The following is a 23372-nucleotide window of genomic DNA, read 5'->3' as shown; positions in this document are numbered from 1 at the left end:
CTGGTTCAATACCGAGCGTGGGAGCGGGCTTGCCCCGCGATGCTTTTCACGACCCATAAAAAAGCCCGGCACATGGCCGGGCTTTTTTATGGCTGGAGCTTAGCGCGCACGGTAGGTGATGCGGCCCTTGCTCAGGTCGTATGGCGTCAGTTCGACGCGGACCTTGTCGCCAGTGAGAATACGGATGTAGTTCTTGCGCATCTTGCCAGAGATATGCGCGGTAACGACGTGCCCGTTTTCCAACTCCACGCGGAACATGGTGTTGGGCAGGGTGTCGACGACAGTGCCTTCCATTTCGAAGCTGTCTTCTTTCGACATGCAGTAAAGCCCTCGGTGTCCAGAGTTGGCCCGACGCGTGACTGCACCGGGCAAAAAAAGTGGCGTGGATTATGCCCGAAAATTGTGTTTCAAGCCAATGCTTTCAGTTGAGGCTGACCCAGCGCTGGTTGATCAGCAGTTCTATGGGGCGGTACTGGGTCTTGTAGTTCATTTTCTTGCAGTTCTTGATCCAGTAGCCAAGGTAGACGGCATCGAGGTTTTGCCGCAGGGCTTCGCCGATCTGCCAGAGAATGGCATAGCGGCCGAGGCTGCGACGCTCTTCCTCGGGCTCGTAGAAGGTGTAGACCGCCGACAGGCCGTTGGGCAGCAGGTCGCAGACCGCGATGGCCAGCAGGCGGCCTTCGAGGCGGAACTCGTAGAACCAGCAGAACGGCAGATCACGCACCAGGAAGGTGGCGAACTGGTCGCGGCTTGGCGGGTACATGTCGCCATCGGCGTGGCGCTGCTCGATGTAGCGCCGGTAGAGGTCGAAATACTCTTCCTTGAACGCTGGGCGTGCGGCCGTGACGGTCAGGTCGGCGTTGCGCTTGAGGATGCGCCGTTGCTGGCGATTGGGGATGAAGCGTGCAGCGGGAATGCGCGCCGGTACGCAGGCATTGCAGTGCTGGCAATGCGGGCGATAGAGGTGGTCGCCGCTGCGCCGAAAGCCCATTTCCGACAGGTCGGCGTACACGTGCACGTCCATCGGCTGGCTCGGGTCGAGAAACAGCGTGGTGGCCTGTTCGTCCGGCAGGTAGCTGCAGGAGTGGGGTTGAGTGGCATAGAACTTCAACCGCGCCAGCTCTGTCATGATCAACCCCTTCGGTGAGACGTTGTTTCTAAGTGTAAGCCAGCTCCGGGAACTCGCCTAGCGAACCCAGGTGGCGTGATTGGGGGCATCGAGGTACCTGGCCAGGTGTTCGGCGAAGTTCGCCCGGCTGATGGCGCGGGCGCCCAGGCTGTGCAGGTGGTTGGTCGGCATCTGGCAGTCGATCAGGGCGAAACCGGCCTCGCGCAAGTGCTCGACAAGGGCCACAAAGCCCACTTTCGACGCGTTGTCGGCACGGCTGAACATCGATTCGCCGAAGAACAGCCGGCCCATGGCCAGCCCGTACAGGCCGCCCACCAGCTCGCCATCCAGGCGCACCTCCACCGAGTGGGCGATGCCGCGTCGGTGCAGTTCGCAGTAGGCGGCACGCATGTTGTCGGTGATCCAGGTGCCGTCTGCGTAATCGCGTGGCGCGGCGCACGCAGCAATTACGGCAGCGAAGTCAGTGTCGAAGCTGACCTGGTAGCGGCCCTGGCGAATCAGCTTGGCCAGTGAGCGCGAAACGTGCAGTTCGTCAGGGAACAGCACGGTGCGTGGATCGGGCGACCACCAGAGGATTGGCTGGCCATCCTGGTACCAGGGGAAGCAGCCGTGGCGATAGGCTGCGACCAGGCGCTCGGGGGTGAGGTCGCCACCAGCGGCCAGCAGGCCGTTGGGCTCATGCAGGGCTTTTTGCAGGGGCGGGAAGGTCAGCGAGTCGCGGGTCAGCCAGGTGAGCATGGGTCTTGGGCGGTGGGGGAGGGGAGGGCGACCAGCATGGCGTGCGCGCCTGGCAGGGTCAATCATCCTGTGCCAGTTCGCGGGTAAACCCGCTCCCACAGGTTATGCGCGGTCCCTGTGGGAGCGGGTTTACCCGCGAATGCGTCCGCTCAGGCCGCAGTTTCATCAGCCGGCTGGCACCATCTGGCGCATTTGTTGTCACACCTGTGCAAAAACACAGCATAAGCCTTTGTCACAAAAGAAAATGCATGCTCCAATTGCAAGCAAATGAAAGTAGCCCCCGTTCACGCCCGAAACGGCGTGCCGCCATGGCGGCTGGCGGGCAGTAATGTTAAAAGTAGTGATTTGTTGGCCAGTCACCGGCCAAACACTATTCGCGCAGGAATAGACGCGTTTTGAAGAAATCCACCGCAACCCCAGCCCCCTTGCCTGTGCCCCTGTGGCGGCAACAGCTGCATTACCGCCTCAAGGAAGGTGCGTTGATCGCCGTCGGTGCCCTGTGCCTGTACCTGTGGATGGCGCTGCTCACCTACGACACCTCCGACCCTGGCTTCAGCCACACCAGCAACGCCGACCAGGTGGTGAACGCCGCTGGCCGTGCCGGTGCCTACTTCGCCGACATCCTGTTCATGGTGCTTGGCTACTTCGCCTACATTTTCCCGCTGCTGCTGGCGATCAAGACCTGGCAGATCTTCCGCGAACGTCACCAGCCCTGGCAGTGGAGCGGCTGGCTGTTTTCCTGGCGGCTGATCGGCCTGGTGTTCTTGGTGCTGTCGGGCGCGGCGCTGGCGCATATCCATTTCCACCCCTCGGAGAGCCTGCCGTTCTCCGCCGGCGGGGCCCTGGGCGAGAGCCTTGGGGATCTGGCGCGCAACCTGCTCAACGTGCAGGGCAGCACGCTGATGTTCATTGCGCTGTTCCTGTTCGGTCTGACCGTGTTCACCGACCTGTCGTGGTTCAAGGTGATGGACATTACCGGCAAGATCACCCTCGACCTGTTCGAGCTGGTGCAAGGTGCCGCCAACCGCTGGTGGGAAGCGCGCAACGAGCGCAAGCGCCTGGTGGCGCAGCTGCGTGAAGTGGACGAGCAGGTCGATGAAGTGGTCGCCCCGGTGGTGCCGGACAAGCGCGAGCAGATCAAGGCCCGTGAGCGCATCATCGAGCGCGACGATGCCCTGACCAAGCATGTGGCCCAGCGCGAACAGCAGCCGGCCCCGGTGATCAACATGCCGCCACCGCAGGTCAAGGCGCCCGAGCCGAGCAAGCGGGTGATGAAGGAGAAGCAGGCGCCGCTGTTCGTCGACAGCGCCGTGGAAGGCACGCTGCCTCCAATCTCCATCCTCGACCCGGCCGAGCAGAAGAAGATCGAGTATTCGCCGGAGTCCCTGGCTGGCGTCGGCCACCTGCTGGAAATCAAACTGAAAGAGTTCGGCGTCGAAGTCTCTGTCGATTCGATCCACCCGGGCCCGGTGATTACCCGTTACGAAATCCAGCCCGCCGCGGGCGTGAAGGTCAGCCGCATCGCCAACCTGGCCAAGGACCTGGCGCGTTCGCTGGCCGTGACCAGTGTGCGGGTGGTCGAAGTGATCCCCGGCAAGACCACCGTGGGTATCGAGATCCCTAACGAGAACCGCCAGATGGTGCGTTTCTCCGAAGTGCTGTCGTCGCCGCAGTTCGACGAGAACAAGTCGCCGGTTACCCTGGCCCTGGGCCACGATATCGGCGGCAAGCCGGTGATCACCGACCTGGCGAAGATGCCCCACCTGCTGGTGGCCGGTACCACCGGCTCCGGTAAGTCGGTGGGCGTGAACGCCATGATCCTGTCGATCCTGTTCAAGTCGGGCCCGGAAGACGCGCGGTTGATCATGATCGACCCGAAGATGCTCGAACTGTCGATCTACGAAGGCATCCCGCACCTGCTGTGCCCGGTGGTCACCGACATGAAGGACGCCGCCAACGCGCTGCGCTGGAGCGTTGCCGAGATGGAGCGGCGCTACAAGCTGATGGCGGCCATGGGTGTGCGTAACCTGGCTGGCTTCAACCGCAAGATCAAGGACGCGCAAGAGGCCGGCGAGGTCATCCACGACCCGCTGTACCGTCGCGAGAGCATGGACGACGAGCCGCCGGCGCTGAAGACCCTGCCGACCATCGTGGTGGTGGTCGACGAATTCGCCGACATGATGATGATCGTCGGCAAGAAGGTTGAAGAACTGATCGCCCGTATCGCCCAGAAGGCCCGTGCCGCCGGTATCCACCTGATCCTGGCCACCCAGCGCCCGTCGGTGGACGTGATCACTGGCCTGATCAAGGCCAACATCCCGACCCGCATGGCGTTCCAGGTGTCGAGCAAGATCGACTCGCGGACCATCATCGACCAGGGTGGCGCCGAGCAGCTGCTGGGCCACGGTGACATGCTGTACATGCCGCCGGGCACCAGCCTGCCGATCCGTGTGCATGGCGCGTTCGTTTCCGACGACGAGGTGCATCGCACGGTCGAGGCGTGGAAGCTGCGCGGCGCGCCGGACTACAACGACGACATCCTCAATGGCGTCGAGGAGGCCGGCAGCGGCTTCGAAGGCGGTGGCGGTGGTGGCGACGGTGATGACCCGGAAGCCGACGCCCTCTACGACGAAGCCGTGCAGTTCGTGCTGGAAAGCCGCCGGGCATCGATTTCCGCGGTACAGCGCAAGCTGAAGATCGGTTACAACCGCGCCGCGCGAATGATCGAGTCGATGGAGATGGCCGGTGTGGTCACCCCCATGAACAGCAACGGCTCGCGGGAAGTGATTGCCCCGGGCGGCCCACGCGATTGAAGATCACCCTGCCGGGCACACGAAGTGCCCGGCCCACCCACTGTTCTACGAGGATTTCCATGCGCGCGATTCGCATGCTGTTGGTTTCTGCCCTGGCTGCGGGCACTCTGTCGGCCCATGCCGGCGAGCAGGATGTGCAGCGCCTGACCCAGTTGCTGGAGAAGTCGCAGACCATTGAAGCCAACTTTTCCCAGCTGACCCTTGCCGCCGACGGTGCCAACCTGCAGGAAACCTCCGGCAAGATGACCGTCAAGCGCCCGGGCCTGTTCTACTGGCACACCAATGCACCGCAGGAGCAAGTGGTGGTGTCTGACGGCAAGAACGTCACCCTGTGGGACCCGGACCTGGAGCAGGCCACCATCAAGAAGCTCGACGTGCGTCTGAACCAGACCCCGGCGCTGCTGCTGTCCGGTGACGTGTCGAAGATCAGCCAGAGCTTCGACATCACCTCCAAGGAGCAGGGCGAAGTCATGAACTTCACCCTCAAGCCCAAGACCAAGGACACCTTGTTCGATTCGCTGCTCGTTTCGTTCCGCAAGGGCCTGATCAACGACATGCAACTGACCGACAGTGTCGGCCAGCGCACCAATATCCTGTTCAATGGCGTCAAGGCCAACCAGGCAGTGCCGGACAGCACCTTCAAGTTCGACATCCCCAAAGGCGCGGACGTCATCAAGGAGTAAGCGGAGCCCGTGATGGACCTGTTTCGAAGCGAACCCGTCGCCCAGCCCCTGGCCGCCCGGCTGCGCCCGTCCAACCTGGACGAGTACGTTGGCCAGGAGCATCTGCTGGCGCGCGGCAAGCCGTTGCGCGAGGCGCTGGAGCAGGGTGCGCTGCATTCGATGATCTTCTGGGGGCCGCCCGGGGTGGGCAAGACCACCCTGGCGCGGCTGCTGGCGCAGTTCTGCGATGCGCACTTCGAAACGGTCTCGGCGGTGCTGGCCGGGGTGAAGGAGATTCGCCAGGCGGTCGAGGTGGCCAAGCAGCAGGCCGGCCAGTACGGCCGGCGCACCATCCTGTTCGTCGACGAGGTGCACCGCTTCAACAAGTCGCAACAGGACGCCTTCCTGCCCTATGTGGAGGACGGCACGCTGATCTTCATCGGCGCCACCACCGAGAACCCCTCGTTCGAACTGAACAACGCTTTGTTGTCGCGGGCGCGGGTGTATGTGCTCAAGAGCCTGGACGAAGCGGCGCTGCGCAAGCTGGTCGACCGTGCGCTGAGCGAAGAGCGCGGCCTGGGCAAGCGCAACCTGCGGGTTGGCGACGAGGCCTTCAAGATGCTCATGGCCGCCGCCGATGGCGATGGCCGGCGCATGCTCAACTTCCTCGAGAACGCCTCGGACCTGGCCGACGACGGCGGTGAAATTGGCGTCGAGCTGCTGCAAAGCCTGCTCGGCGACAGCCGTCGACGTTTCGACAAGGGCGGCGAGGCGTTCTACGACCAGATCTCGGCGCTGCACAAGTCGGTGCGTGGCTCCAACCCCGATGGCGCGCTGTACTGGTACGCGCGCATGCTCGACGGCGGCTGCGACCCGCTGTACATCGCCCGGCGCGTGGTGCGCATGGCCAGTGAAGACATCGGCAACGCCGACCCGCGTGCCCTGAGCCTGTGCCTGGCGGCCTGGGACGTGCAGGAGCGCCTGGGCAGCCCGGAAGGCGAGCTGGCGGTGGCCCAGGCCATCACCTACATCGCCTGCGCACCGAAAAGCAATGCGGTGTACATGGGCTTCAAGGCAGCCATGCGCGAAGCGGCCGAGCACGGTTCGCTGGAGGTGCCGCTGCACCTGCGCAATGCCCCGACCAAGCTGATGAAGCAGCTTGGCTACGGCGAGGAATACCGCTACGCCCACGACGAGCCGGATGCCTATGCCGCCGGTGAGGACTATTTCCCCGAGCAACTGGAACCGCGCCAGTACTACCAGCCGGTGCCACGTGGGCTGGAGCTGAAGATCGGCGAAAAGCTGCGTCACCTGGCCGAGCTCGACCGCACCAGCCCCCGCCAACGGAGAAAACCGTGATCGCACTCATCGCCGCCGTCAGTGCCGGCGGCATCGCTGGCACCCTGCTGCGTTTTGCCACCTCCAACTGGGTCGCTGGCAACTGGCCGAAGCATTTCTATCTCGGTACGCTGGCTGTCAACCTGGTGGGCTGCCTGCTGATCGGCCTGTTGTACGGCCTGTTCCTGCACAAACCCATGGTGCCGGTGGAGTTGCGTGCTGGGCTGATCGTCGGTTTTCTCGGTGGCCTGACTACCTTTTCATCCTTTTCCCTGGATACCGTGCGCCTGCTCGAAAGCGGGCAGGTTCCATTGGCCTTGGGCTATACCGGTATTAGTGTGGTGGGCGGGCTGCTTGCGACCTGGGCCGGCCTTACCCTTACCCGATTCTGAACCAACACCTACCTATAACGAGAGAACGATATGCTCGATTCCAAACTGTTACGCGGCCAACTTCAGGAAGTGGCGGACCGCCTGGCCTCCCGTGGCTTCAGCCTGGATGTCGCGCGCATCGAATCACTGGAAGAGCGCCGCAAGGCGGTGCAGACCCGTACCGAGCAACTGCAGGCCGAGCGTAACGCCCGCTCCAAGTCCATCGGCCAGGCCAAGGCCAAGGGTGAAGACATCGCCCCGTTGATGGCAGACGTCGAGCGCATGGCCAACGAGCTGGCCGCCGGCAAGGTCGAGCTGGACGGCATCCAGGCCGAGCTCGACGGCATCCTGCTGACCATCCCCAACCTGCCGGACGCCAGCGTACCGGTCGGTGCCAGCGAAGACGACAACGTCGAAGTGCGCCGCTGGGGCACGCCGCAGGCCTTCGACTTCGAGATCAAGGACCATGTGGCCCTGGGGGAAGTCAGCGGTGGCCTGGACTTCGAGGCAGCGGCCAAGCTGTCCGGTGCCCGCTTCGCCGTGCTGCGTGGCCCGATTGCCCGCCTGCACCGTGCCCTGGCGCAGTTCATGATCAACCTGCACACCGGCGAGCATGGCTACCAAGAGCACTACACCCCGTACCTGGTCCAGGCCCCGGCCCTGCAGGGCACCGGCCAGCTGCCGAAGTTCGAGGAAGACCTGTTCAAGATCAGCCGCGAAGGCGAGGCCGACTTCTACCTGATCCCGACTGCCGAAGTGTCGCTGACCAACCTGGTGGCCGACCAGATCCTCGACGCCAAGCAGCTGCCGCTCAAGCTGGTTGCCCACACCCCATGCTTCCGCAGCGAGGCCGGCGCGTCGGGCCGTGACACCCGCGGCATGATCCGCCAGCACCAGTTCGACAAGGTCGAGATGGTCCAGGTGGTCGAGCCGGCAAAATCCATGGAAGCCCTGGAAGGCCTGACCGCCAACGCCGAGCGTGTGCTGCAGCTGCTGGAGCTGCCGTATCGCGTGCTGGCGCTGTGCACCGGCGACATGGGCTTCGGCGCGGTGAAAACCTACGACCTGGAAGTGTGGGTGCCGAGCCAGGACAAGTACCGTGAAATCAGCTCCTGCTCCAACTGCGGTGACTTCCAGGCCCGCCGCATGCAGGCGCGCTGGCGCAACCCGGAAACCGGTAAGCCGGAGCTGGTGCACACCCTCAACGGTTCCGGCCTGGCAGTAGGCCGCACCCTGGTGGCAGTGCTGGAGAACTACCAGCAGGCCGACGGCTCGATCCGTGTGCCGGAAGTGCTCAAGCCGTACATGGGCGGCGTCGAGGTCATTCGCTGAGATGGATTACCTGCCGCTGTTCCATAAGCTGCAGGGCGGCCATGTACTGGTCGTCGGCGGTGGCGAGATCGCCCTGCGCAAGGCGCGCCTGCTGGCTGACGCCGGCGCCGCGCTGCGGGTGGTGGCGCCGGACGTAGACGGCCAGCTCGCCGCACTGGCCCGTGAGGGCGGTGGCGAGGTGCTGGTGCGCGGCTATCAGCCGTCGGACCTGGACGGCTGTCGCCTGGTGATCGCGGCCACCGATGACCCCGGGCTCAATGCCCAGGTCTCGGCGGATGCGCAGGCGCGCAGCCTGCCGGTCAATGTGGTTGACGCGCCGGCCTTGTGCACGGTGATCTTCCCCGCCATCGTCGATCGCTCACCCTTGGTGGTGGCGGTCTCCAGCGGTGGCGACGCTCCGGTACTGGCGCGGTTGATTCGCGCCAAGCTCGAAGCCTGGATCCCGTCCGCCTATGGTGAGCTGGCTGGGCTGGCCGCGCGTTTCCGGCACAAGGTCAAGGCCTTGTACCCTGATGTCAACCAGCGCCGCGGCTTTTGGGAGAACGTGTTCCAGGGGCCGATCGCCGAGCGCCAGCTGGCCGGGCAGGGTGCCGAAGCCGAACGCCTGTTGCAGGCGATGGTCGACGGCGCACCGGTGCAGCAGGGTGGCGAGGTGTATCTGGTCGGTGCCGGCCCGGGTGACCCGGACCTGCTGACCTTCCGTGCCTTGCGCCTGATGCAGCAGGCCGACGTGGTGCTGTACGACCGGCTGGTGGCTCCGGCCATCATCGAGATGTGCCGGCGCGATGCTGAGCGTATCTATGTCGGCAAGCGCCGCGCCGACCACAGTGTGCCGCAGGACCAGATCAACCGCCTGTTGGTCGACCTGGCCCGGCAGGGCAAGCGCGTGTTGCGGCTCAAGGGCGGTGATCCGTTCATCTTCGGCCGGGGTGGCGAAGAGATCGAGGAGCTGGCCGAGCAGGGCATCCCGTTCCAGGTGGTGCCTGGCATCACCGCCGCCAGCGGTTGTTCCGCCTACGGCGGTATACCGCTGACCCACCGCGACTATGCCCAGTCGGTGCGCTTCGTGACCGGCCACCTGAAGGATGGCACCAGCAACCTGCCCTGGCACGATCTGGTGGCGCCTGCGCAAACCCTGGTGTTCTACATGGGGCTGGTGGGGTTGCCGACCATCTGTGCCGAGTTGATTCGCCATGGCCGTGCGGCCAGTACCCCGGCAGCGCTGGTGCAGCAGGGGACCACACGCAACCAGCGGGTGTTCACCGGTACCTTGGCCGACTTGCCTGAACTGGTGGCCCGGCATGAAGTGCACGCGCCGACCCTGGTGATTGTCGGGGAAGTGGTGCAGTTGCGCGAGAAGCTGGCGTGGTTTGAAGGTTCGCAAGACGCCTGAGCACTCTGTAGCACCTCGTGGGAGCGGGCTTGCCCCGCGATGGCGACAGCAGCGGCAACATTGCCCTGCGCTGTGACGCTATCGCGGGGCAAGCCCGCTCCCACGTGGGGTCTTCATTTGCTCTGCCAGATGCCTTTGCCCGGCAACCGCTCCCGATCATGGGGCAGGCCGAAATCCTGCAGTGGCCCCTTGGGCACGATGCCGTTCGGGTTGATGGTCTTGTGGCTCATGTAATAGTGCTTCTGGATATGCTCCATGTTCACCGTACCCGCCACCCCCGGCCACTGGTACAGCTCGCGCAGCCAGTTGGACAGGTTCGGGTAGTCGCTGAGGCGGCGCAGGTTGCACTTGAAATGGCCGTGGTACACCGCATCGAAGCGCACCAGCGTGGTGAACAGGCGTACGTCGGCTTCGGTCAGGTATTCACCGGCCAGGTAGCGCTGGCGAGCCAGTAGCCCTTCCAGATAGTCCAGCTCATTGAACACCTCGTCGAACGCCGTTTCGTAGGCCTCCTGCGTGGTGGCGAAACCTGCGCGGTACACGCCGTTGTTCACGGCCGGGTAAATGCGCTCGTTGAGTGCATCGATAGTGCTGCGCAGCGGCGCTGGATAGAGGTCCAGAGTATTGCCGGTCAGCTCGTCGAATGCCGAGTTGAAGAGGCGGATGATCTCGGCCGACTCATTGTTGACGATGCGCTTTTCCTGCTTGTCCCACAGCACAGGCACCGTCACGCGACCGGTGTAGTGCGGGTCGTCCTGGGTGTAACGTTGGTGCAGGTACTGCAGGGCATCGAGGTGGTCGCCGCTGGAGCCTTCCTGCTGGTCGAAGGTCCAGCCATGCTCGCCCATCAGCCAACTGACCACCGACACGTCAATCAGCGGCTCCAGGCCTTTGATGGCGCGCACGATCAGGGTGCGGTGGGCCCAGGGGCAGGCGAGCGACACATACAGGTGGTAGCGGCCGGCTTCGGGGGCGGGCAGCGGGTTGCGTCGTTGCGAATTCTCGCGCTGGAAGGCGCCGTCCTTGCTGGTCTGGTACCACTGGTCATGCCAGCGGCCATCGATCAAAAGGCCCATGCTGGAGCTCCTCGGAACAAAGTGTTTGTCGTTGGAGCTCAGTCTAGAGCAAAGCGTTCGAACGAATAGCGCAAAGAGTGGGGTTAACAGATCTGTTTATTTGATGTTTCCACGGGCGGCCCAGTAGGCGCGGGCGGTACTGAACGCCAGCTCGCGGTCTTGGCCCAGGCCACGCAGGGCCAGGGCCATGGTCGCGACCACGGCCATTTCGCCGTAGCTGTCTTCGGCTTCGCCGCGCCAGACGGCAAGCAGGTGCTCCGGCTGCAGGCTGGCGGGCTTCACGTGGCGCTGGGCGCTCAGGGCAGGCCACTCCTCGTCCCAGGCATCGCCGGCCGAAGTGCCGTAGAGATGGCTGGTGACATCCGGGTTGATCTCGATCTCGCCACCGTCACCCTTGATCACCAGTGCATGGTCGCCCAGCAGCCGGCTGGCCTCGCGGTGCACGGCCTGGTAACCGGGGTGGAAGATGCTCTGCAGGCCGCAGCGCGCGGCGAGGGGGTTGAGCACCCGGGCCAGCGAGTGGATCGGTGAGCGCAGGCCGAGGGTGTTGCGCAGGTCGATCATGCGCTGCAACTGCGGCGCCCAGTCCTGCAGCGGGAAGAAGGCCAACTGGTGAGTGTCCAGGGTTTGCGCAACGCTTGCCCAGTCACGGCACAGCGGGATGTCCAGCAGGCCGAGCAGTTGTTCGGTGTACAGTCGCCCGGCGGTGTGGGCGCCGCCGCCATGCATCAGGATGCGTACGCCATTACCGGCCAGGCACTTGGCCGCCAGCAGGTACCAGGGCAGGTGGCGCTTCTTGCCGGCGTAGCTCGGCCAGTCCAGGTCGACGTTGATGCGTGGCGCCTGCAGGTGGGCGCGCAACGCCTCGGTGAAGCCCGCAAGTTCCTCGGCGCTTTCCTCCTTGTGCCGCAGCAGCATCAGGAAGGCGCCGAGCTGGGTGTCTTCGACCTTGCCCTCGAGCAGCAGGGTCATGGCTGCGCGGGCCTCTTCGCGGGTCAGGCCGCGGGCGCCGCGCTTGCCTTTGCCCAGGATGCGCACGAATTCGGCGAAGGGGTGTTCGGTCGGTGTTTCCAGGGTGAGCGGGCGAGGTGCGTTCATATGCAGTTGGTCGGCTTGGGCAGGCCCGCCAGCTTGGCGGCGAGTTTGGCGGGAGTGCCATTGAACAGGCGGTTGAGGTGCGGGCTGTTGCCCTTCTCCGTGCCCAGTTTGAGCGCGGTGTACTTGATCAGCGGGCGGGTGGCTGGCGACAGCTGGTACTCGGCGTAGAACTGGCGCAACAGTTCGAGGATTTCCCAGTGGTCTGTGGTCAGGGCGATGTCTTCGCGGGCAGCCAGTGATTCGGCGACCTCGTGGGACCAGTCCTGCAGGTCGACCAGAAAACCGTCTTTGTCCAGGGCGATGGCGCGATCGCCGACAGTCAGGGTGCTCATAGCCAGCTGTTGACCTTGTCGTAGTGCAGGGTGAGTTCGACGAAGGCCGGGTAGTCCACGGCCTTGGCCAGTGGGCTGGTGAGGGCGCGGGCTTGCAGGTCTTCACCGAGGGCGTACAGGCGCTGTTCGAGGTTGGCGGCTTGCAGGGCGCGCAGGGGCTCGCTACCGGCTTTGAGCGCATAGGTGGCGTCGCCACACAGCAATATTGCGTCTTGTGGGCCGAGCAGGCGCAGGCAGCTGGCCAGGCGCTCGTCCGCGAAAGGCGAGTGGGCAATTACGTGCAGGGTCGTCATCAGAGGGTTACCACCTGGTCGAAACGGGCGATCAGCGCGGCCAGTGCGGCATCGTCGAGTACCTCGAGGGGCAAGGCCAGCGTGGTGCTGTCCAGGCCGCGGCGGGCCAGGCTATGCGCGCAGGCGAACAGTTCCTCGACGCCGAACATCGGCAAGGCCTGGAGGTTGGCGGCCAGGTTTTTTTGCTGCAGGGCGTCCGGGTGCTGATCTTGAGCCAGCTGGAACACCCCGTCGTCTAGGAACAGCATGCCCAGCGGCAGGTCGAAGGCGCCGCCGGCCAGGGCGATATCCAGGGCTTCACGGGCGGACGGGCCGCTCCACGGCGCCTGGCGGCTGATGATCAGAAGCGATTTGGCCATTTCAATCACCCCCAAAGCAGATCAAGCGGTCGGCATCCTGCGCGGCCTCGTGCAACTGGCCGAGGCCCGACAGTTCCCAAGGTGCCGGCAGGTTCACGGCCGGGCGCTGGTAACGGTTGGCCTCTTCTTCGTTGAGCACGCCCCTGCGCAGGGCTGCGGCAATGCAGATCACGGCGTCGAGCTGGTGCTCGCTGATGAACGCGCGCCATTGCTTGGCCACGTCGAGTTCATCCTGCGGCGCGACGATATTGGCCGAGGCGCTGTGCACCCCGTCCTGGTAGAAGAACAGCCGAGCAATTTCATGCCCGCCGGCCAGCACCGCCTCGGCGAAGCGCAGGGCGCGACGCGAGGAGGGCGCATGCGCCGGGGAAAAGACCGCAATGGCGAATTTCATGGAAAACCCGTGTAAAGGAATGCGGCCATGATAAAGCAAAAAGCCCGCGCTGGTGGGCGCGGGCTCGGTCTGCAAGGCCGTGATCGGTCAAGCCTGTTCCTTGCTCTCCGGCAGGAACCAGTTGAGCACCAGGGCGCAGATGCCCCCGGTGGCGACGCCCGACTCCAGCACGTTGCGCAGCGCCGCCGGCATGTGTGCGAGGAACTCCGGCACCTGAGCCACGCCAAGGCCCAGGGCCAGCGACACGGAAATGATCAGCAGCGCCCGACGGTCGAGGCGGGTGCTGGCGAGGATGTTGATACCCGATGCGGCGACTGCACCGAACATCACCATGGCCGCGCCACCCAGGACCGGCTCCGGCACCGCCTGGATAACCCCGGCAACGCTGGGGAACAGGCCCAGCAGCACCAACATGGCGGCTATCCAGATGCCGATATGGCGGCTGGCGATGCCGGTCAGCTGAATGACGCCATTGTTCTGGGCGAAGATCGAGCTCGGGAAAGTGTTGAACACGCCGGCCAGCAGCGAGTTGGCGCCGTTGACCAGCACCCCGCCCTTGATCCGCTGCATCCACACCGGGCCTTCGACCGGTTGGCGCGAGACCTTGCTGGTGGCGGTGACATCGCCGATGGCTTCCAGCGAGGTGACCAGGTAGATCACCAGCATCGGAATGAACAGCGCCCAGGAGAAGCTCACGCCAAAGTGCAGCGGCGTCGGTACCTGGAACAACGCGGCCTGGTGCATGCCGGTGAAGTCCAGGCGGCCCAGGTAGCCGGCCAGGGCATAGCCCACGGCCAGGGCGATGACGATGGCGCAGCTGCGCATCCACACCACCGGGATACGGTTGAGGATGACGATGATTGCCAGCACCACGCCCGACAGCAGCAGGTTTTCGCCGTTGGCGAAGGTGCCGTTGGCCATGGCGCCGAAGCCGCCGCCCATGCTGATCAGGCCGACCTTGATCAGGGTCAGGCCGATCATCAGCACGACGATACCGGTGACCAGCGGGGTGATCAGGCGTTTGACGAAGGGCAGGATGCGCGAAACGCCCATCTCTACGAACGAACCGGCAATGACCACGCCAAAGATGGCCGCCATCACGCCTTCTACCGGCGTGCCCTGCTTGACCATCAATGCGCCACCCGCGATCAGCGGGCCAACGAAGTTGAAGCTGGTGCCCTGCACGATCAGCAAGCCGGCGCCGAAAGGCCCAAAGCGCTTGCACTGCACAAAGGTGGCGATGCCGGAGATCACCAGCGACATGGACACGATCAGGTTGGTATCGCGAGGCGAGACCCCCAGCGCCTGGCAGATCAGCAACCCTGGGGTAACGATCGGCACGATGATCGCCAGCAGGTGCTGCAGTGCCGCCAGCAGGCCGATCAACAGGCGAGGCTTGTCCTCAAGGCCCAGGACCAGTTCGTTGGCAGGCGCCGCCGCGCCCGGCCCGTGTTCGTGTGAACTCATGGGAAATGCTGCCCCGGAAGAAAAAAGGAGCGCATTCTACGGGCTGAATCCCGATAGGGGTAGAGGTTAGGAAGATAGCGTCACAATCGCGGATGAAGCTGACTTAAAGGTCAGTTTGTGCGGCCTTTTCATCGGCCACGAAAAAGCCCGCCGAAGCGGGCTTTTCCTGGCTGCTTGACGGGTTTGAATCAGTCGTCGCGGCCCATGATGCCGAACAGCTGCAGCAGGCTGATGAACAGGTTGTAGATCGACACGTACAGGCTGATGGTCGCCATGATGTAGTTGCGCTCGCCGCCATGGATGATGGCGCTGGTCTGGAACAGGATGCAGACCGACGAGAACAGTACGAAGCCGGCGCTGATCGCCAGTTGCAGGCCGCTGATCTGGAAGAAGAAGCTGGCCAGCACGGCGCCCAGCAGGACGAAGAAGCCAGCGGTGATGAAACCACCGAGGAAGCTCATGTCCTTGCGGGTGATCAGTACGTAGGCCGACAGGCCGCCGAAGACCAGTGCGGTCATGGCGAATGCCGAGCTGACGACTTCGGCGCCACCGCTCATGCCCAGGTAACGGTTGAGGATCGGGCCGAGGATGAAGCCCATGAAGCCGGTGAGGGCGAAGGTCGATACCAGGCCCCAGACCGAATCACGCAGTTTGGCGGTGAGGAAGAACAGGCCGTAGAAGCCGATCAGCACGACGAACACGTTGGGATAGCGAAAGCCCATCTGCTGCGAGACGAAGGCCATGATGCCGCTGAAGGCGAGGGTAAGCGCCAGCAGGCTGTACGTGTTGCGCAGGACCTTGCTGATCTCCTGCTGCTCGACCTGCTGGCCGTGGTGGACGGCGTAATCCTGTTCGCGCATGGCGACACTCCTTTGGTGTGTACCCAGGCGTTGAAGCCTGGCGAATGAAACGTATGGTTGCTGGAGCATACCAGAGCTGCCGCAACCCGCGACACAGAGAGTTTGACAGCTTGTTACATTAAGGTATTATTGCCGCCGCAAAACCAGCTGGAAGCGTGGCCGAGTGGTTTAAGGCAACGGTCTTGAAAACCGTCGATGGGCAACTATCCTAGAGTTCGAATCTCTACGCTTCCGCCATATTCAAAGCCCTGATTATTCAGGGCTTTTTGCGTTTTTGGGGTGTAGAAAACCACTCATGGGAACACCCTGGGGAATGGTTTATTTCGGAAGTGTTGTGGTCCGGTTTTTCCGGACACCAGTTACGGTGATCAAGCTGCCTGCAGCTCCATAGCTATTGGCGACAGGTTGTTGTAACTGTGTAGCCTGATTCGGTTGTATCGCATGTGGAAGCTGGTCATACCCTGCCTGGCTTCTTCAACTGTTGTGTTGGGTACCCAGGCAGGCCGACAAAACTTTCCACGGCAAGGCTTGCCGCAACAGCATCCTGATATCGGAACCCACGACCCGCATGAGAGCCAGCTCTTGTCGCCAAACCAAGCCTCCCTGTTCGATGGCCCGGCAAATTCGTCGTGCGATCGCTCCAGTGGCGTCTAGGGGGCGATAGTAGGCTTGGACCACTGCCCAAGAAACGCGGCAATTCTGCTCTCAATACCACTCTCAACCGTTCGCAGGCGCAGAATGGGTATACCACTTCCGGCCAGGATCTCGTTCTTCATGGCGTCCCGAACTGCCTGCACGGGGTGGTCGTGATACCCGCCATCGACCTCGATTACCCCTATCGGGGTCTTGCCCACTTTGAAATAGATCACGAAATCGCAACTGGCGCGCCTCATGAACGCCCGCTGGGTTTCCGTCCACTCGGGGTTACTCGACGAAGCGAGCTTATCCAGCTGGATCTGCGTGTGGTACATCAACGCCTGGCACGCCGGGTCCGACAGCGCTTCGCGCAGCAATTGCGCCACGATTTGCTCGGACTTGTAGCGTGAATCCTCGGGCCGCAGACGGGCGTGCAGGCGCTCCAGAGACTGGTCGTACTCGCGGTACAGCAAGTCGAATGCCGACACCACAGGCGCACGCACGATCTGCTCATCCTGCGCGTAATAGCTGATGTAGCGGATCAACGCGGCGATGTGGCCATTGTTGTCGGTGAACACCTCGTCACCGGTCACCAAGGTGAAGCGATGTTTGGCCCGCGACACTGCCACGTTGATCATGCGCGGGTCGTCGACGAAATCCAGGCGTCCTTGCGCCTGGTTGTAGCGCTTCTTGTCCAGCACGGTAGAAAAGACGATCTCGTCGCACTCGCGTCCCTGAAACTTGTGCACGGTGTCATTGACGAAGTCGGCCGGCAGGTACTTGTCGGAGAGACCGACCTGTGCTCGGAACGGGGCGATGTAACCGCGGCCTTCACCATCCACTGCGACGGGCTGCCCCTCATCTTCGAGCACCTTTAGCAAGGAATCCAACTCCCGAAGATTGGTGTTCTTGCGTGCATGGTTGCCCTTGGCGGTCACTATCAGGCGCAGGGGCTCTTCGCCGTTATCCACGGTCATTGGCACCAGGGCGTTGTCGTAGAACTGCTGGTTGCAGAACTGGATGATCCTGGGGTGGCATCGGTAATGCTCCTTCAGCAGGGTCCTTGGCAATGCGTCCTGGAACACGGCAATGCACGAATCCAGCAGGCTGAATTGCTCGCAATCGTAGGCCTCGGTCGGCGCCTGAAGCCCCAGCTTCACAGGGATATGCGGCAACTGGCGGTTGTCGCCGACGACGATCAGGTTCTTGGCGCAGCCCAGCGGCAGGATGCCCGGCACGATGTCCTGCAAGGAAGCTTCGTCGATGATCACGTAGTCGAGGATCGCCCCCGGCGCAATCGAGTTGACGATGGAGTGCGTGCCGCTGCCCAGGATAGGGAAACGCTGCAAGAAGGCATTGAAGTCCCTGCGGTAGGTTTTGGCATCGAAGCTGCCATGCGGCGGTGCCTGGCCTTGCAGATGCTGTTTCAGATGGTGCATGGACGCTGTTGTCAGCTCTTTCAGCAAGGCCGTGAAGTTTGCTTGCGCCAAGGATTCACGGCACGTCCGCAGCTCGGCTTCCTTTTCCTGTGCTGACTTGTCGTAGTAATGCATCTGCAGAGCATTGAACGCGGCCATGCGCGCCTCGCCCTCGGCGAACAGTCTGGTGCGAAAGATTCTGAATTTGAACAGCAGTTCGATGCGGTCCTTGAGCTGAACGCGCTGCTCGCCAAGGTGCGCCAAGTAGGCCATGAGGTCGGCAGTCTTGCGCGGGGTATGCCCGTACTTGTCCAGCGAACCTGTGGCCTGCACACCGTTTTCTGCCTGCCACTGCTGCAGGTAGCGCCGCTCGATGACCAACTCGTCCAGTTCGATCTGCAGTTGTGCCACTCTGTTGTGGTCTTGCAGGTACTGCTTCAAGCGGCTCAGCAAAGCCTGGATCTCTTGAAGGGACGGTGCCGGCCCGGGCGTGCTGGAGGGCCACGCAGGCAGGTTGGCGAAGAAGGCCTCGCGGTTATCCGTGTTGCCAAGCTTGGCTACCAGGTAGCCCAGGTCGCATTTCTCCAGCTTTTCGTAGACGTTTTCCACGGCCGCATTGTTGTTGGACAGCACCGCCACCGTCTGTCCGCGCAGCAGGATATTGGCGATGATGTTGAGAATGGTCTGGGTCTTGCCGGTTCCTGGCGGGCCTTCGATCACGCTGATTTGCGCGCTGAACGCCCGCTCGACTGCCTGGTACTGGCTTTCGTTCAGTCCGAACGGATAAATGAGTCCCTGACCTGGCGCCAGCGTGCCGTTGCGCCCTGTGCAATAGGCTTGCAAGGCAGTGCTAGCGACGGCAGGCAGTTTTCCAAGCTGAGTCACGACATTGCTGGCTATGTCACCATCAGCCTTCGACTGTGCTTGAGCCTGTCGGGCTTTCGCAACGGTCGTGAAATAGTTGAAGACCGGCGTTTCCTTGATCGAGGTAGGGGCGGTAAATACGATGCCGTCCATTTTGTGGACATAGGGCCGGTTGGCTCCCGGATAGTACACCACGGCATATCGCTCACCGTAGATCACAGCTTTGTCGATGGGCGTTACTATCGTGCTGCCGGCTTTAGTGAGCAGTACATTGCTCAACTCGCGGTAGGGTGACACTCGGCAGCTATTGAGCGGGCGGGTGTATTTTTTACTGGAGGGGAAATGACAGGTCAGTTCCAATGTTTCGTGCTTGTCGCTCCAGCGAATCGTCCAGTCGCTGATCTTTGCGGTCTTGTCCTCACCATCCACCTGAATCGAAGCCATATTCCTTTGTTCCCTTGCACATGAAATTCGGTTACGTCTTGTGCCGAATGCTGCTTTTCCAGTGAGATGTCATAGTGCCACCCTTGTGTGCAAGGTCGATAGCTGGTTTGTACGTTTCTCTGTAGGTCAAAAAACATTTGAAGTGAGGTTAATAAGAGGCATTCGCTCCTTATTGCCAGCATTGCTACGCGGATGCCATTCACGGACTCAACAACGCTCAGGATTTTTCTTCAATAGATAGCCCAGTGGCTGCTCCCTGTCATCAAAGCGGAGAATGGCCTCGCAGTGTCTGCCTATATGGTTGGCATTCGATTCGCTGATTTTCCTGTAGCCATTTACCCAAATCGGCTATCGGCACCCTCTTGCTGTTGATGTAGCAGTCTTCATCCATGCGAGGGTTGCACCAGGCAGTTTCTGAGGGGTTGAAGAGCTTTTGGCGCGACTGATGCAGCCTCACCCTTTTCCTGATTCCACGCTACCCACATTACTGATGTACTGCTTGTCGAAGGTTGAAACCAATTCATTATCCGGGACACCTGGATCTAAATAGAACTTCATTAGGTGTACGGTCCCGGAATGAGATGGTGCGTCGTGCACGTGTCGGATCTTCCTGATGCCTGAGGGTGGGTGGCATGCTGCTCGAGCCTTAGGCTCTGTACGAAAAGTTTTGTGGGAGCGGGCTTGCCCCGCGATGGAGTGCGAAACGCTTCTGTGCCCGATATCAAATACGCCGCAAATTCGGGCTTTGCTGCCGCGTTGCGGCAGATCGCGGGACAAGTCGCATCGGCGCACCGCCGCTCCCACAACGGTGGATGACCGTACTTTTCGTACAAGACCTAGTTTCCACCCTCAAGGCCAAACGCTCGCCCAGCCCCTGTGTTCACTGCAACGTCGGTGACCTGAAGGGCGAGGCCATGTCAGCCAGCGTCAGTTCGATATGCGCGATCAACCCGGCGAGGTGATCGGCCTTTTCCAGTTGGCCGTGTGCCTTCAGCCGCGCCAGCTCCTGGCACAGGTTCAGCAGATGTTTTTGCAGGGAAAGGGCGGAGGTGTGGTACTGATCCATGTCGATCTCATATGAAGGGCCTCCTTGCCGTTGTTAGTGCCAACGAAGGTATCAGCTCATTCCGCGTGCCAATACTGATCATTCATACACGCTTCCTGAATTGGCGATAACTCGGCTACAGAACACTCAGATTGGTCCTACGAATAGATCAGGGCTTGATTTTTGGGTGTTCTCCAACGGTCGCGCCAGAAACCTTGGCATGGTTGGGCTTAAGCCTTACACGCAGCGTCGATAACGAACTTGACGCCGTAGGACGTCTTCTAATGAGCCGAAACGATATGTTGCAATTGCCTTGCACGGGAAGTTGCTGGCCCCGGCGCTCCCGCTTTGGCGGTTTCTGCTAGCATCGACCCTTTTCACCGCCAGGGAGAGGCATGTGAAGTACGTCGTGATAGAGCACCACCGCAGCGAATACCCCACCCCCATCACCTTCGCCGGCGGCACGTTGCTGGACATCGGTCAGCGCTACGAGGGCGAGGAGCCTTGGCAGGACTGGTACCTGTGCAGTTGCAGCGGGCAGGCGCCGGGCTGGGTGCCGGCACAGGTGATCGAGCGGATCGGCGTCGATCGGGGCAGGGCGGTGGAGGCTTATTGCGCCCATGAACTGGACATCGACCCGGGCCAGCAGGTGGAAGGCCTGCGGCCACTGAACGGTTGGCTGTGGTGCCGCAACTTGCGTAACGGCGAACTGGGCTGGCTACCGCAGGAGAAACTGCGCATGCTGGGCTCCTGAAAGCTCATCTGATCTGCTTTTTTTCCACGAACCTGAATCTGTAACCGTATCAGCGCCGAGCCGACAATACCTGCCAGGCCCGGCGCTTGCGAACCGGCAAACGCCGGGCCGGTTGCGCTGCTCTGCACCCGCATCGGCCGGCCCCGCTGTTCCGTTATCACACTGTAGAGGTTCCGATGGGCAAGCTTGCTCTGTTCCTGGGTGGTTTTCTGCTGCTGACTATCATGATCGGTTTGCTGGGTACCATTCCGCCAGGTTGAAAACCCACGCTTCATCCCTCAGCCCGTCTGGCATCAAGGCGGGCTCGATTTTCTCCCTCCGGCCCTTGGCCATTTGCCGCTGTCGTCTAGACAGGCGGTAGCTGCAAGTCATTCTCAAGTGCAAGGTGCTCGTGTACTCTCCCGCCCCCGTAAAAAGGGCCCGGGAACACGGGCCGATCACCTGCCTTGGAGACAATACGCACTATGGAATGCAAGAAAGACACTGCAGCGATGCTGGAGTGGCGCAGTCGCTATCTCGCAGAGGGCATCCTGCATGAGGAGGACTACGATCAGGCACTGCGCAGTGCCGAAGCGTTGGAGCATTCTGGAGTGATCAGTGCAAGTGAATGGATCGAAATGGTCAGGTTGGCCAATACGGCGTTGCTGAAGCTCAGATAAATCCTGCAAGCGTTGCCGAAACTGTCCACAAAAAACGTGGGTAGGTCTGTGGATAAAGTTCCCTGGGCCTTGTGGTCCGTGGCTTCTGTCAAATTGAGCAGAAAGTGAACAGCGTTTTCACCCTCTGTTTTTGAGCTCACGGACGCGCGGCGCGCAGGGCCTGCAGCAGCTCGCGTACCCGCGCCGGCACGTCGCCAGTCGGGTACAGCGCATGCATCTGCGGGTCCTGGCCGGTGCTGGAGGTCAGGTGGTAATCGGCGCAGACCCGCACCAGGCGCCCGGCGCGCACCTCGGGTTCGGCCAGCCAGTCGGCCAGCCGGGCGATGCCGGCGCCGGCCAGGGTGCTTTGCAGCACCGCGACACCTGAACCCAGGCGCAAACGTGGCTGTGGCCGCAGGCTGGTGATGTGCCCCTCGCGGCAGAAGTGCCAGGCCTTGAGGATGCGTGGCGCGGTGTGCAGGATCAGTGCGTGCCGCTCCAGATCCTCCAGCCCCTGGGGTGTGCCTTCGCGAGCCAGGTACTGCGGGCTGGCATACAGGTGTCGACGGTAGCTCCACAGCGGGTAGCCGATCAGCTCGCTTGACTGAGGGAATGCGCCGCGGATGACGAAGTCGAGCTTGCCCAGCAGCGGGTCGAGCGCCTGGTCGCTGAACTGCACATCGAGGGTCACCTGTGGATGCCGCCTGGAGAACTCGGCCAGTACCTGCGGCAGTACCTGCTGGGCCAGAACCTCGGGTGCGGCCAGGCGGATCCAGCCCTGCGCGCTGCCCGCCAGCGCGGCCAGTTCATCGGCGGCATCGCGTTGCACATCCAGCAAGCGCTCGGCGTGGGGCAGCAGGCGTTCGCCGGCTTCGGTGAGGGTCACGGTGCTGGCGCTGCGGTTAAACAACTTGGCACCGCTGTTATCTTCCAGCGCCTGCACCGCGCGGGTAACGGCGCTGGGAGAGCGGCCCAGGGCGCGGGCTGCGCTGACGAAGCTGCGCTTGTGCGCAACGCTGACGAATGCTTGGATCTCACGCAGCATGTCCAGGGCCATGGGCTTTCCTCGTTGCAGTTTTCGCAACGTGGCATTTCAACACAAGTGCGGCGCTTTGATTAGTCTGGCGGCCTGCTTATTGCCGCCTGGACTGCCGACATGATGGATATCGCCCTGCTTTCGCTGTTTGCCTTCGCCGCTGGCCTGATCGACGCCGCCGTGGGTGGCGGTGGGCTGATCCAGATCCCGGCCCTGTTCAACGTGTTGCCCACTGCGCAGCCGGCCGCGCTGCTGGGTACCAACAAACTGGCGTCGGTCTGTGGCACCAGCTTTGCCGCGCGCTCGTTCATCCGCAAGGTGCAGCTTGACTGGGGGCTGATCGTGCCGGCGGCGCTGAGCGCCTTCGTCATGTCGTTCTGCGGCGCGGCCACGGTGTCGCTGGTGCCGGCCAGCGTGATGCGGCCGATGGTGCTGGCGATGATCGTGCTGATGGCCGTCTACACCTTCTGCAAGAAGGACTTCGGTACCTTGCACAAGCCCACCGTCATCGGCCGCAAGGAGCAATGCCTGGCGGTGTTGATCGGTGGCGCCATCGGTTTCTACGACGGCCTGTTCGGGCCGGGTACCGGCAGTTTCCTGATCTTCCTGTTCATTCGCTTCTTCGCCCTCGACTTCCTGCATGCCTCGGCCTCGGCGAAGCTGGTGAACATTGCCACCAACCTGGCGGCACTGGTGTTCTTCATCCCTTCGGGCAATGTGCTGTGGGCGATTGCCCTGCCGATGGCGCTGTTCAACATCCTTGGCGCGCTGACGGGCACCTGGCTGGCGGTGCGCAAGGGGGCGGGGTTCGTACGCGGGTTGTTCCTGATCCTGCTCTGTGTGCTGATCGCCAAGCTGAGCTGGGACCTGTTCAGCGGCTGA

The 23372-nt window shown here is 62.5% G+C and carries 23 protein-coding genes and 1 tRNA gene; 10 read left to right on the top strand and 14 right to left on the bottom strand.

The annotated features are described in order from the left end of the window. Nucleotides 1-99 precede the first annotated feature (99 nt). The 3 genes from infA to aat all read right to left on the bottom strand — a co-directional run bounded on the left by infA (nucleotide 100) and on the right by aat (nucleotide 1867). On the bottom strand, nucleotides 100-318 hold the full coding sequence (infA, locus tag ACO6VM_RS06375) for a translation initiation factor IF-1 (RefSeq protein WP_002553999.1): 219 nt from the start codon (nucleotides 316-318) through the stop codon (nucleotides 100-102). Between the two features lie 103 nt (nucleotides 319-421). Next, nucleotides 422-1129 (bottom strand): arginyltransferase, encoded by a 708-nt coding sequence (locus ACO6VM_RS06370; protein WP_232879849.1) that lies wholly within the window; start codon nucleotides 1127-1129, stop codon nucleotides 422-424. Between the two features lie 57 nt (nucleotides 1130-1186). Next, nucleotides 1187-1867, bottom strand: a complete 681-nt coding sequence (aat, locus tag ACO6VM_RS06365) for a leucyl/phenylalanyl-tRNA--protein transferase (protein ID WP_401058343.1) — start codon at nucleotides 1865-1867, stop codon at nucleotides 1187-1189. Between the two features lie 395 nt (nucleotides 1868-2262). On the opposite strand from aat, the gene ftsK reads away from it, so the two are divergent. Genes ftsK through cysG form a run of 6 tightly spaced genes read left to right on the top strand, consistent with a single transcriptional unit; the run spans nucleotide 2263 to nucleotide 9776 of the window. Then, entirely contained in the window at nucleotides 2263-4680 is a 2418-nt protein-coding gene (gene ftsK, locus ACO6VM_RS06360) for a DNA translocase FtsK (protein WP_401058345.1), read from the top strand. 59 nt (nucleotides 4681-4739) lie between these two features. Continuing rightward, nucleotides 4740-5363 (top strand): outer membrane lipoprotein chaperone LolA, encoded by a 624-nt coding sequence (lolA, locus tag ACO6VM_RS06355; RefSeq protein WP_125859272.1) that lies wholly within the window; start codon nucleotides 4740-4742, stop codon nucleotides 5361-5363. A 12-nt stretch (nucleotides 5364-5375) separates the two neighbouring features. Beyond that, complete coding sequence (locus ACO6VM_RS06350; protein WP_110993204.1) at nucleotides 5376-6701, top strand: replication-associated recombination protein A; 1326 nt, start codon at nucleotides 5376-5378, stop codon at nucleotides 6699-6701. Then, nucleotides 6698-7072 carry a fluoride efflux transporter CrcB gene (gene crcB, locus ACO6VM_RS06345; protein WP_401058347.1) on the top strand — a complete coding sequence of 125 codons (375 nt, stop codon included), beginning with the start codon at nucleotides 6698-6700 and terminating at the stop codon, nucleotides 7070-7072. The genes ACO6VM_RS06350 and crcB overlap by 4 nt, the downstream gene beginning before the upstream one ends. Before the next feature lie 30 nt (nucleotides 7073-7102). Further along, entirely contained in the window at nucleotides 7103-8383 is a 1281-nt protein-coding gene (gene serS, locus ACO6VM_RS06340; RefSeq protein ID WP_125859271.1) for a serine--tRNA ligase, read from the top strand. Between the two features lies 1 nt (nucleotide 8384). Continuing rightward, the gene (gene cysG, locus ACO6VM_RS06335) at nucleotides 8385-9776 is read left to right on the top strand and encodes a siroheme synthase CysG (RefSeq protein WP_401058350.1); all 1392 of its coding nucleotides are present in this window, start codon (nucleotides 8385-8387) and stop codon (nucleotides 9774-9776) included. Between the two features lie 113 nt (nucleotides 9777-9889). Here the strand turns inward: cysG and ACO6VM_RS06330 are convergent, their stop codons facing one another. The 8 genes from ACO6VM_RS06330 to ACO6VM_RS06295 all read right to left on the bottom strand — a co-directional run bounded on the left by ACO6VM_RS06330 (nucleotide 9890) and on the right by ACO6VM_RS06295 (nucleotide 15655). Then, a complete protein-coding gene (locus tag ACO6VM_RS06330; protein ID WP_401058352.1) occupies nucleotides 9890-10852 on the bottom strand; it encodes a glutathione S-transferase family protein in 963 nt (320 codons plus the stop codon). A 96-nt stretch (nucleotides 10853-10948) separates the two neighbouring features. Further along, nucleotides 10949-11950, bottom strand: coding sequence for a glycosyl transferase family protein (locus ACO6VM_RS06325; protein ID WP_401058354.1), 1002 nt, complete (start codon nucleotides 11948-11950; stop codon nucleotides 10949-10951). After that, a complete protein-coding gene (locus ACO6VM_RS06320; RefSeq protein ID WP_125464648.1) occupies nucleotides 11947-12282 on the bottom strand; it encodes a TusE/DsrC/DsvC family sulfur relay protein in 336 nt (111 codons plus the stop codon). The genes ACO6VM_RS06325 and ACO6VM_RS06320 overlap by 4 nt, the downstream gene beginning before the upstream one ends. Further along, the gene (gene tusB / locus ACO6VM_RS06315) at nucleotides 12279-12575 is read right to left on the bottom strand and encodes a sulfurtransferase complex subunit TusB (protein ID WP_125859267.1); all 297 of its coding nucleotides are present in this window, start codon (nucleotides 12573-12575) and stop codon (nucleotides 12279-12281) included. Before tusB ends, ACO6VM_RS06320 begins: the two co-directional genes overlap by 4 nt. Further along, entirely contained in the window at nucleotides 12575-12934 is a 360-nt protein-coding gene (gene tusC, locus ACO6VM_RS06310) for a sulfurtransferase complex subunit TusC (RefSeq protein WP_401058356.1), read from the bottom strand. Before tusC ends, tusB begins: the two co-directional genes overlap by 1 nt. Nucleotide 12935: 1 nt before the next feature. Then, nucleotides 12936-13328, bottom strand: coding sequence for a sulfurtransferase complex subunit TusD (gene tusD, locus ACO6VM_RS06305; protein WP_401058357.1), 393 nt, complete (start codon nucleotides 13326-13328; stop codon nucleotides 12936-12938). A gap of 87 nt (nucleotides 13329-13415) precedes the next feature. After that, entirely contained in the window at nucleotides 13416-14795 is a 1380-nt protein-coding gene (locus tag ACO6VM_RS06300) for a nucleobase:cation symporter-2 family protein (protein ID WP_125859264.1), read from the bottom strand. Between the two features lie 188 nt (nucleotides 14796-14983). Continuing rightward, nucleotides 14984-15655 (bottom strand): Bax inhibitor-1/YccA family protein, encoded by a 672-nt coding sequence (locus ACO6VM_RS06295; RefSeq protein ID WP_125464643.1) that lies wholly within the window; start codon nucleotides 15653-15655, stop codon nucleotides 14984-14986. A gap of 149 nt (nucleotides 15656-15804) precedes the next feature. Between ACO6VM_RS06295 and ACO6VM_RS06290 the strand changes: the two genes are divergently transcribed. Then, a tRNA-Ser gene (locus ACO6VM_RS06290) sits at nucleotides 15805-15892 on the top strand. Nucleotides 15893-16305: 413 nt separating this feature from the next. On the opposite strand, the gene ACO6VM_RS06285 is transcribed toward ACO6VM_RS06290, so the two are convergent. Both ACO6VM_RS06285 and ACO6VM_RS06280 read right to left on the bottom strand, forming a co-directional pair. Continuing rightward, the gene (locus tag ACO6VM_RS06285) at nucleotides 16306-19017 is read right to left on the bottom strand and encodes an AAA domain-containing protein (RefSeq protein WP_422402926.1); all 2712 of its coding nucleotides are present in this window, start codon (nucleotides 19015-19017) and stop codon (nucleotides 16306-16308) included. 880 nt (nucleotides 19018-19897) lie between these two features. Continuing rightward, nucleotides 19898-20083: a hypothetical protein gene (locus ACO6VM_RS06280; protein ID WP_422402925.1), complete on the bottom strand. Its 186-nt coding sequence runs from the start codon at nucleotides 20081-20083 to the stop codon at nucleotides 19898-19900. Nucleotides 20084-20459: 376 nt separating this feature from the next. On the opposite strand from ACO6VM_RS06280, the gene ACO6VM_RS06275 reads away from it, so the two are divergent. Beyond that, nucleotides 20460-20816: an SH3 domain-containing protein gene (locus ACO6VM_RS06275; protein ID WP_401058361.1), complete on the top strand. Its 357-nt coding sequence runs from the start codon at nucleotides 20460-20462 to the stop codon at nucleotides 20814-20816. A gap of 464 nt (nucleotides 20817-21280) precedes the next feature. Beyond that, nucleotides 21281-21475 (top strand): hypothetical protein, encoded by a 195-nt coding sequence (locus tag ACO6VM_RS06270; RefSeq protein WP_125464640.1) that lies wholly within the window; start codon nucleotides 21281-21283, stop codon nucleotides 21473-21475. A 136-nt stretch (nucleotides 21476-21611) separates the two neighbouring features. On the opposite strand, the gene ACO6VM_RS06265 is transcribed toward ACO6VM_RS06270, so the two are convergent. Next, nucleotides 21612-22511, bottom strand: a complete 900-nt coding sequence (locus ACO6VM_RS06265; protein ID WP_401058363.1) for a LysR family transcriptional regulator — start codon at nucleotides 22509-22511, stop codon at nucleotides 21612-21614. Nucleotides 22512-22610: 99 nt separating this feature from the next. Here ACO6VM_RS06265 and ACO6VM_RS06260 point away from each other — a divergent pair, with 99 nt between their 5' ends. Further along, complete coding sequence (locus tag ACO6VM_RS06260; RefSeq protein WP_125464638.1) at nucleotides 22611-23372, top strand: sulfite exporter TauE/SafE family protein; 762 nt, start codon at nucleotides 22611-22613, stop codon at nucleotides 23370-23372.

Source organism: Pseudomonas sp. GZD-209, assembly GCF_049310485.1.
Taxonomy (GTDB): Bacteria; Pseudomonadota; Gammaproteobacteria; order Pseudomonadales; family Pseudomonadaceae; genus Aquipseudomonas; species Aquipseudomonas sichuanensis.
The sequence above is the reverse complement of the archived record's forward strand: the minus strand, read 5'-3'. Positions and strand labels throughout refer to the sequence as shown.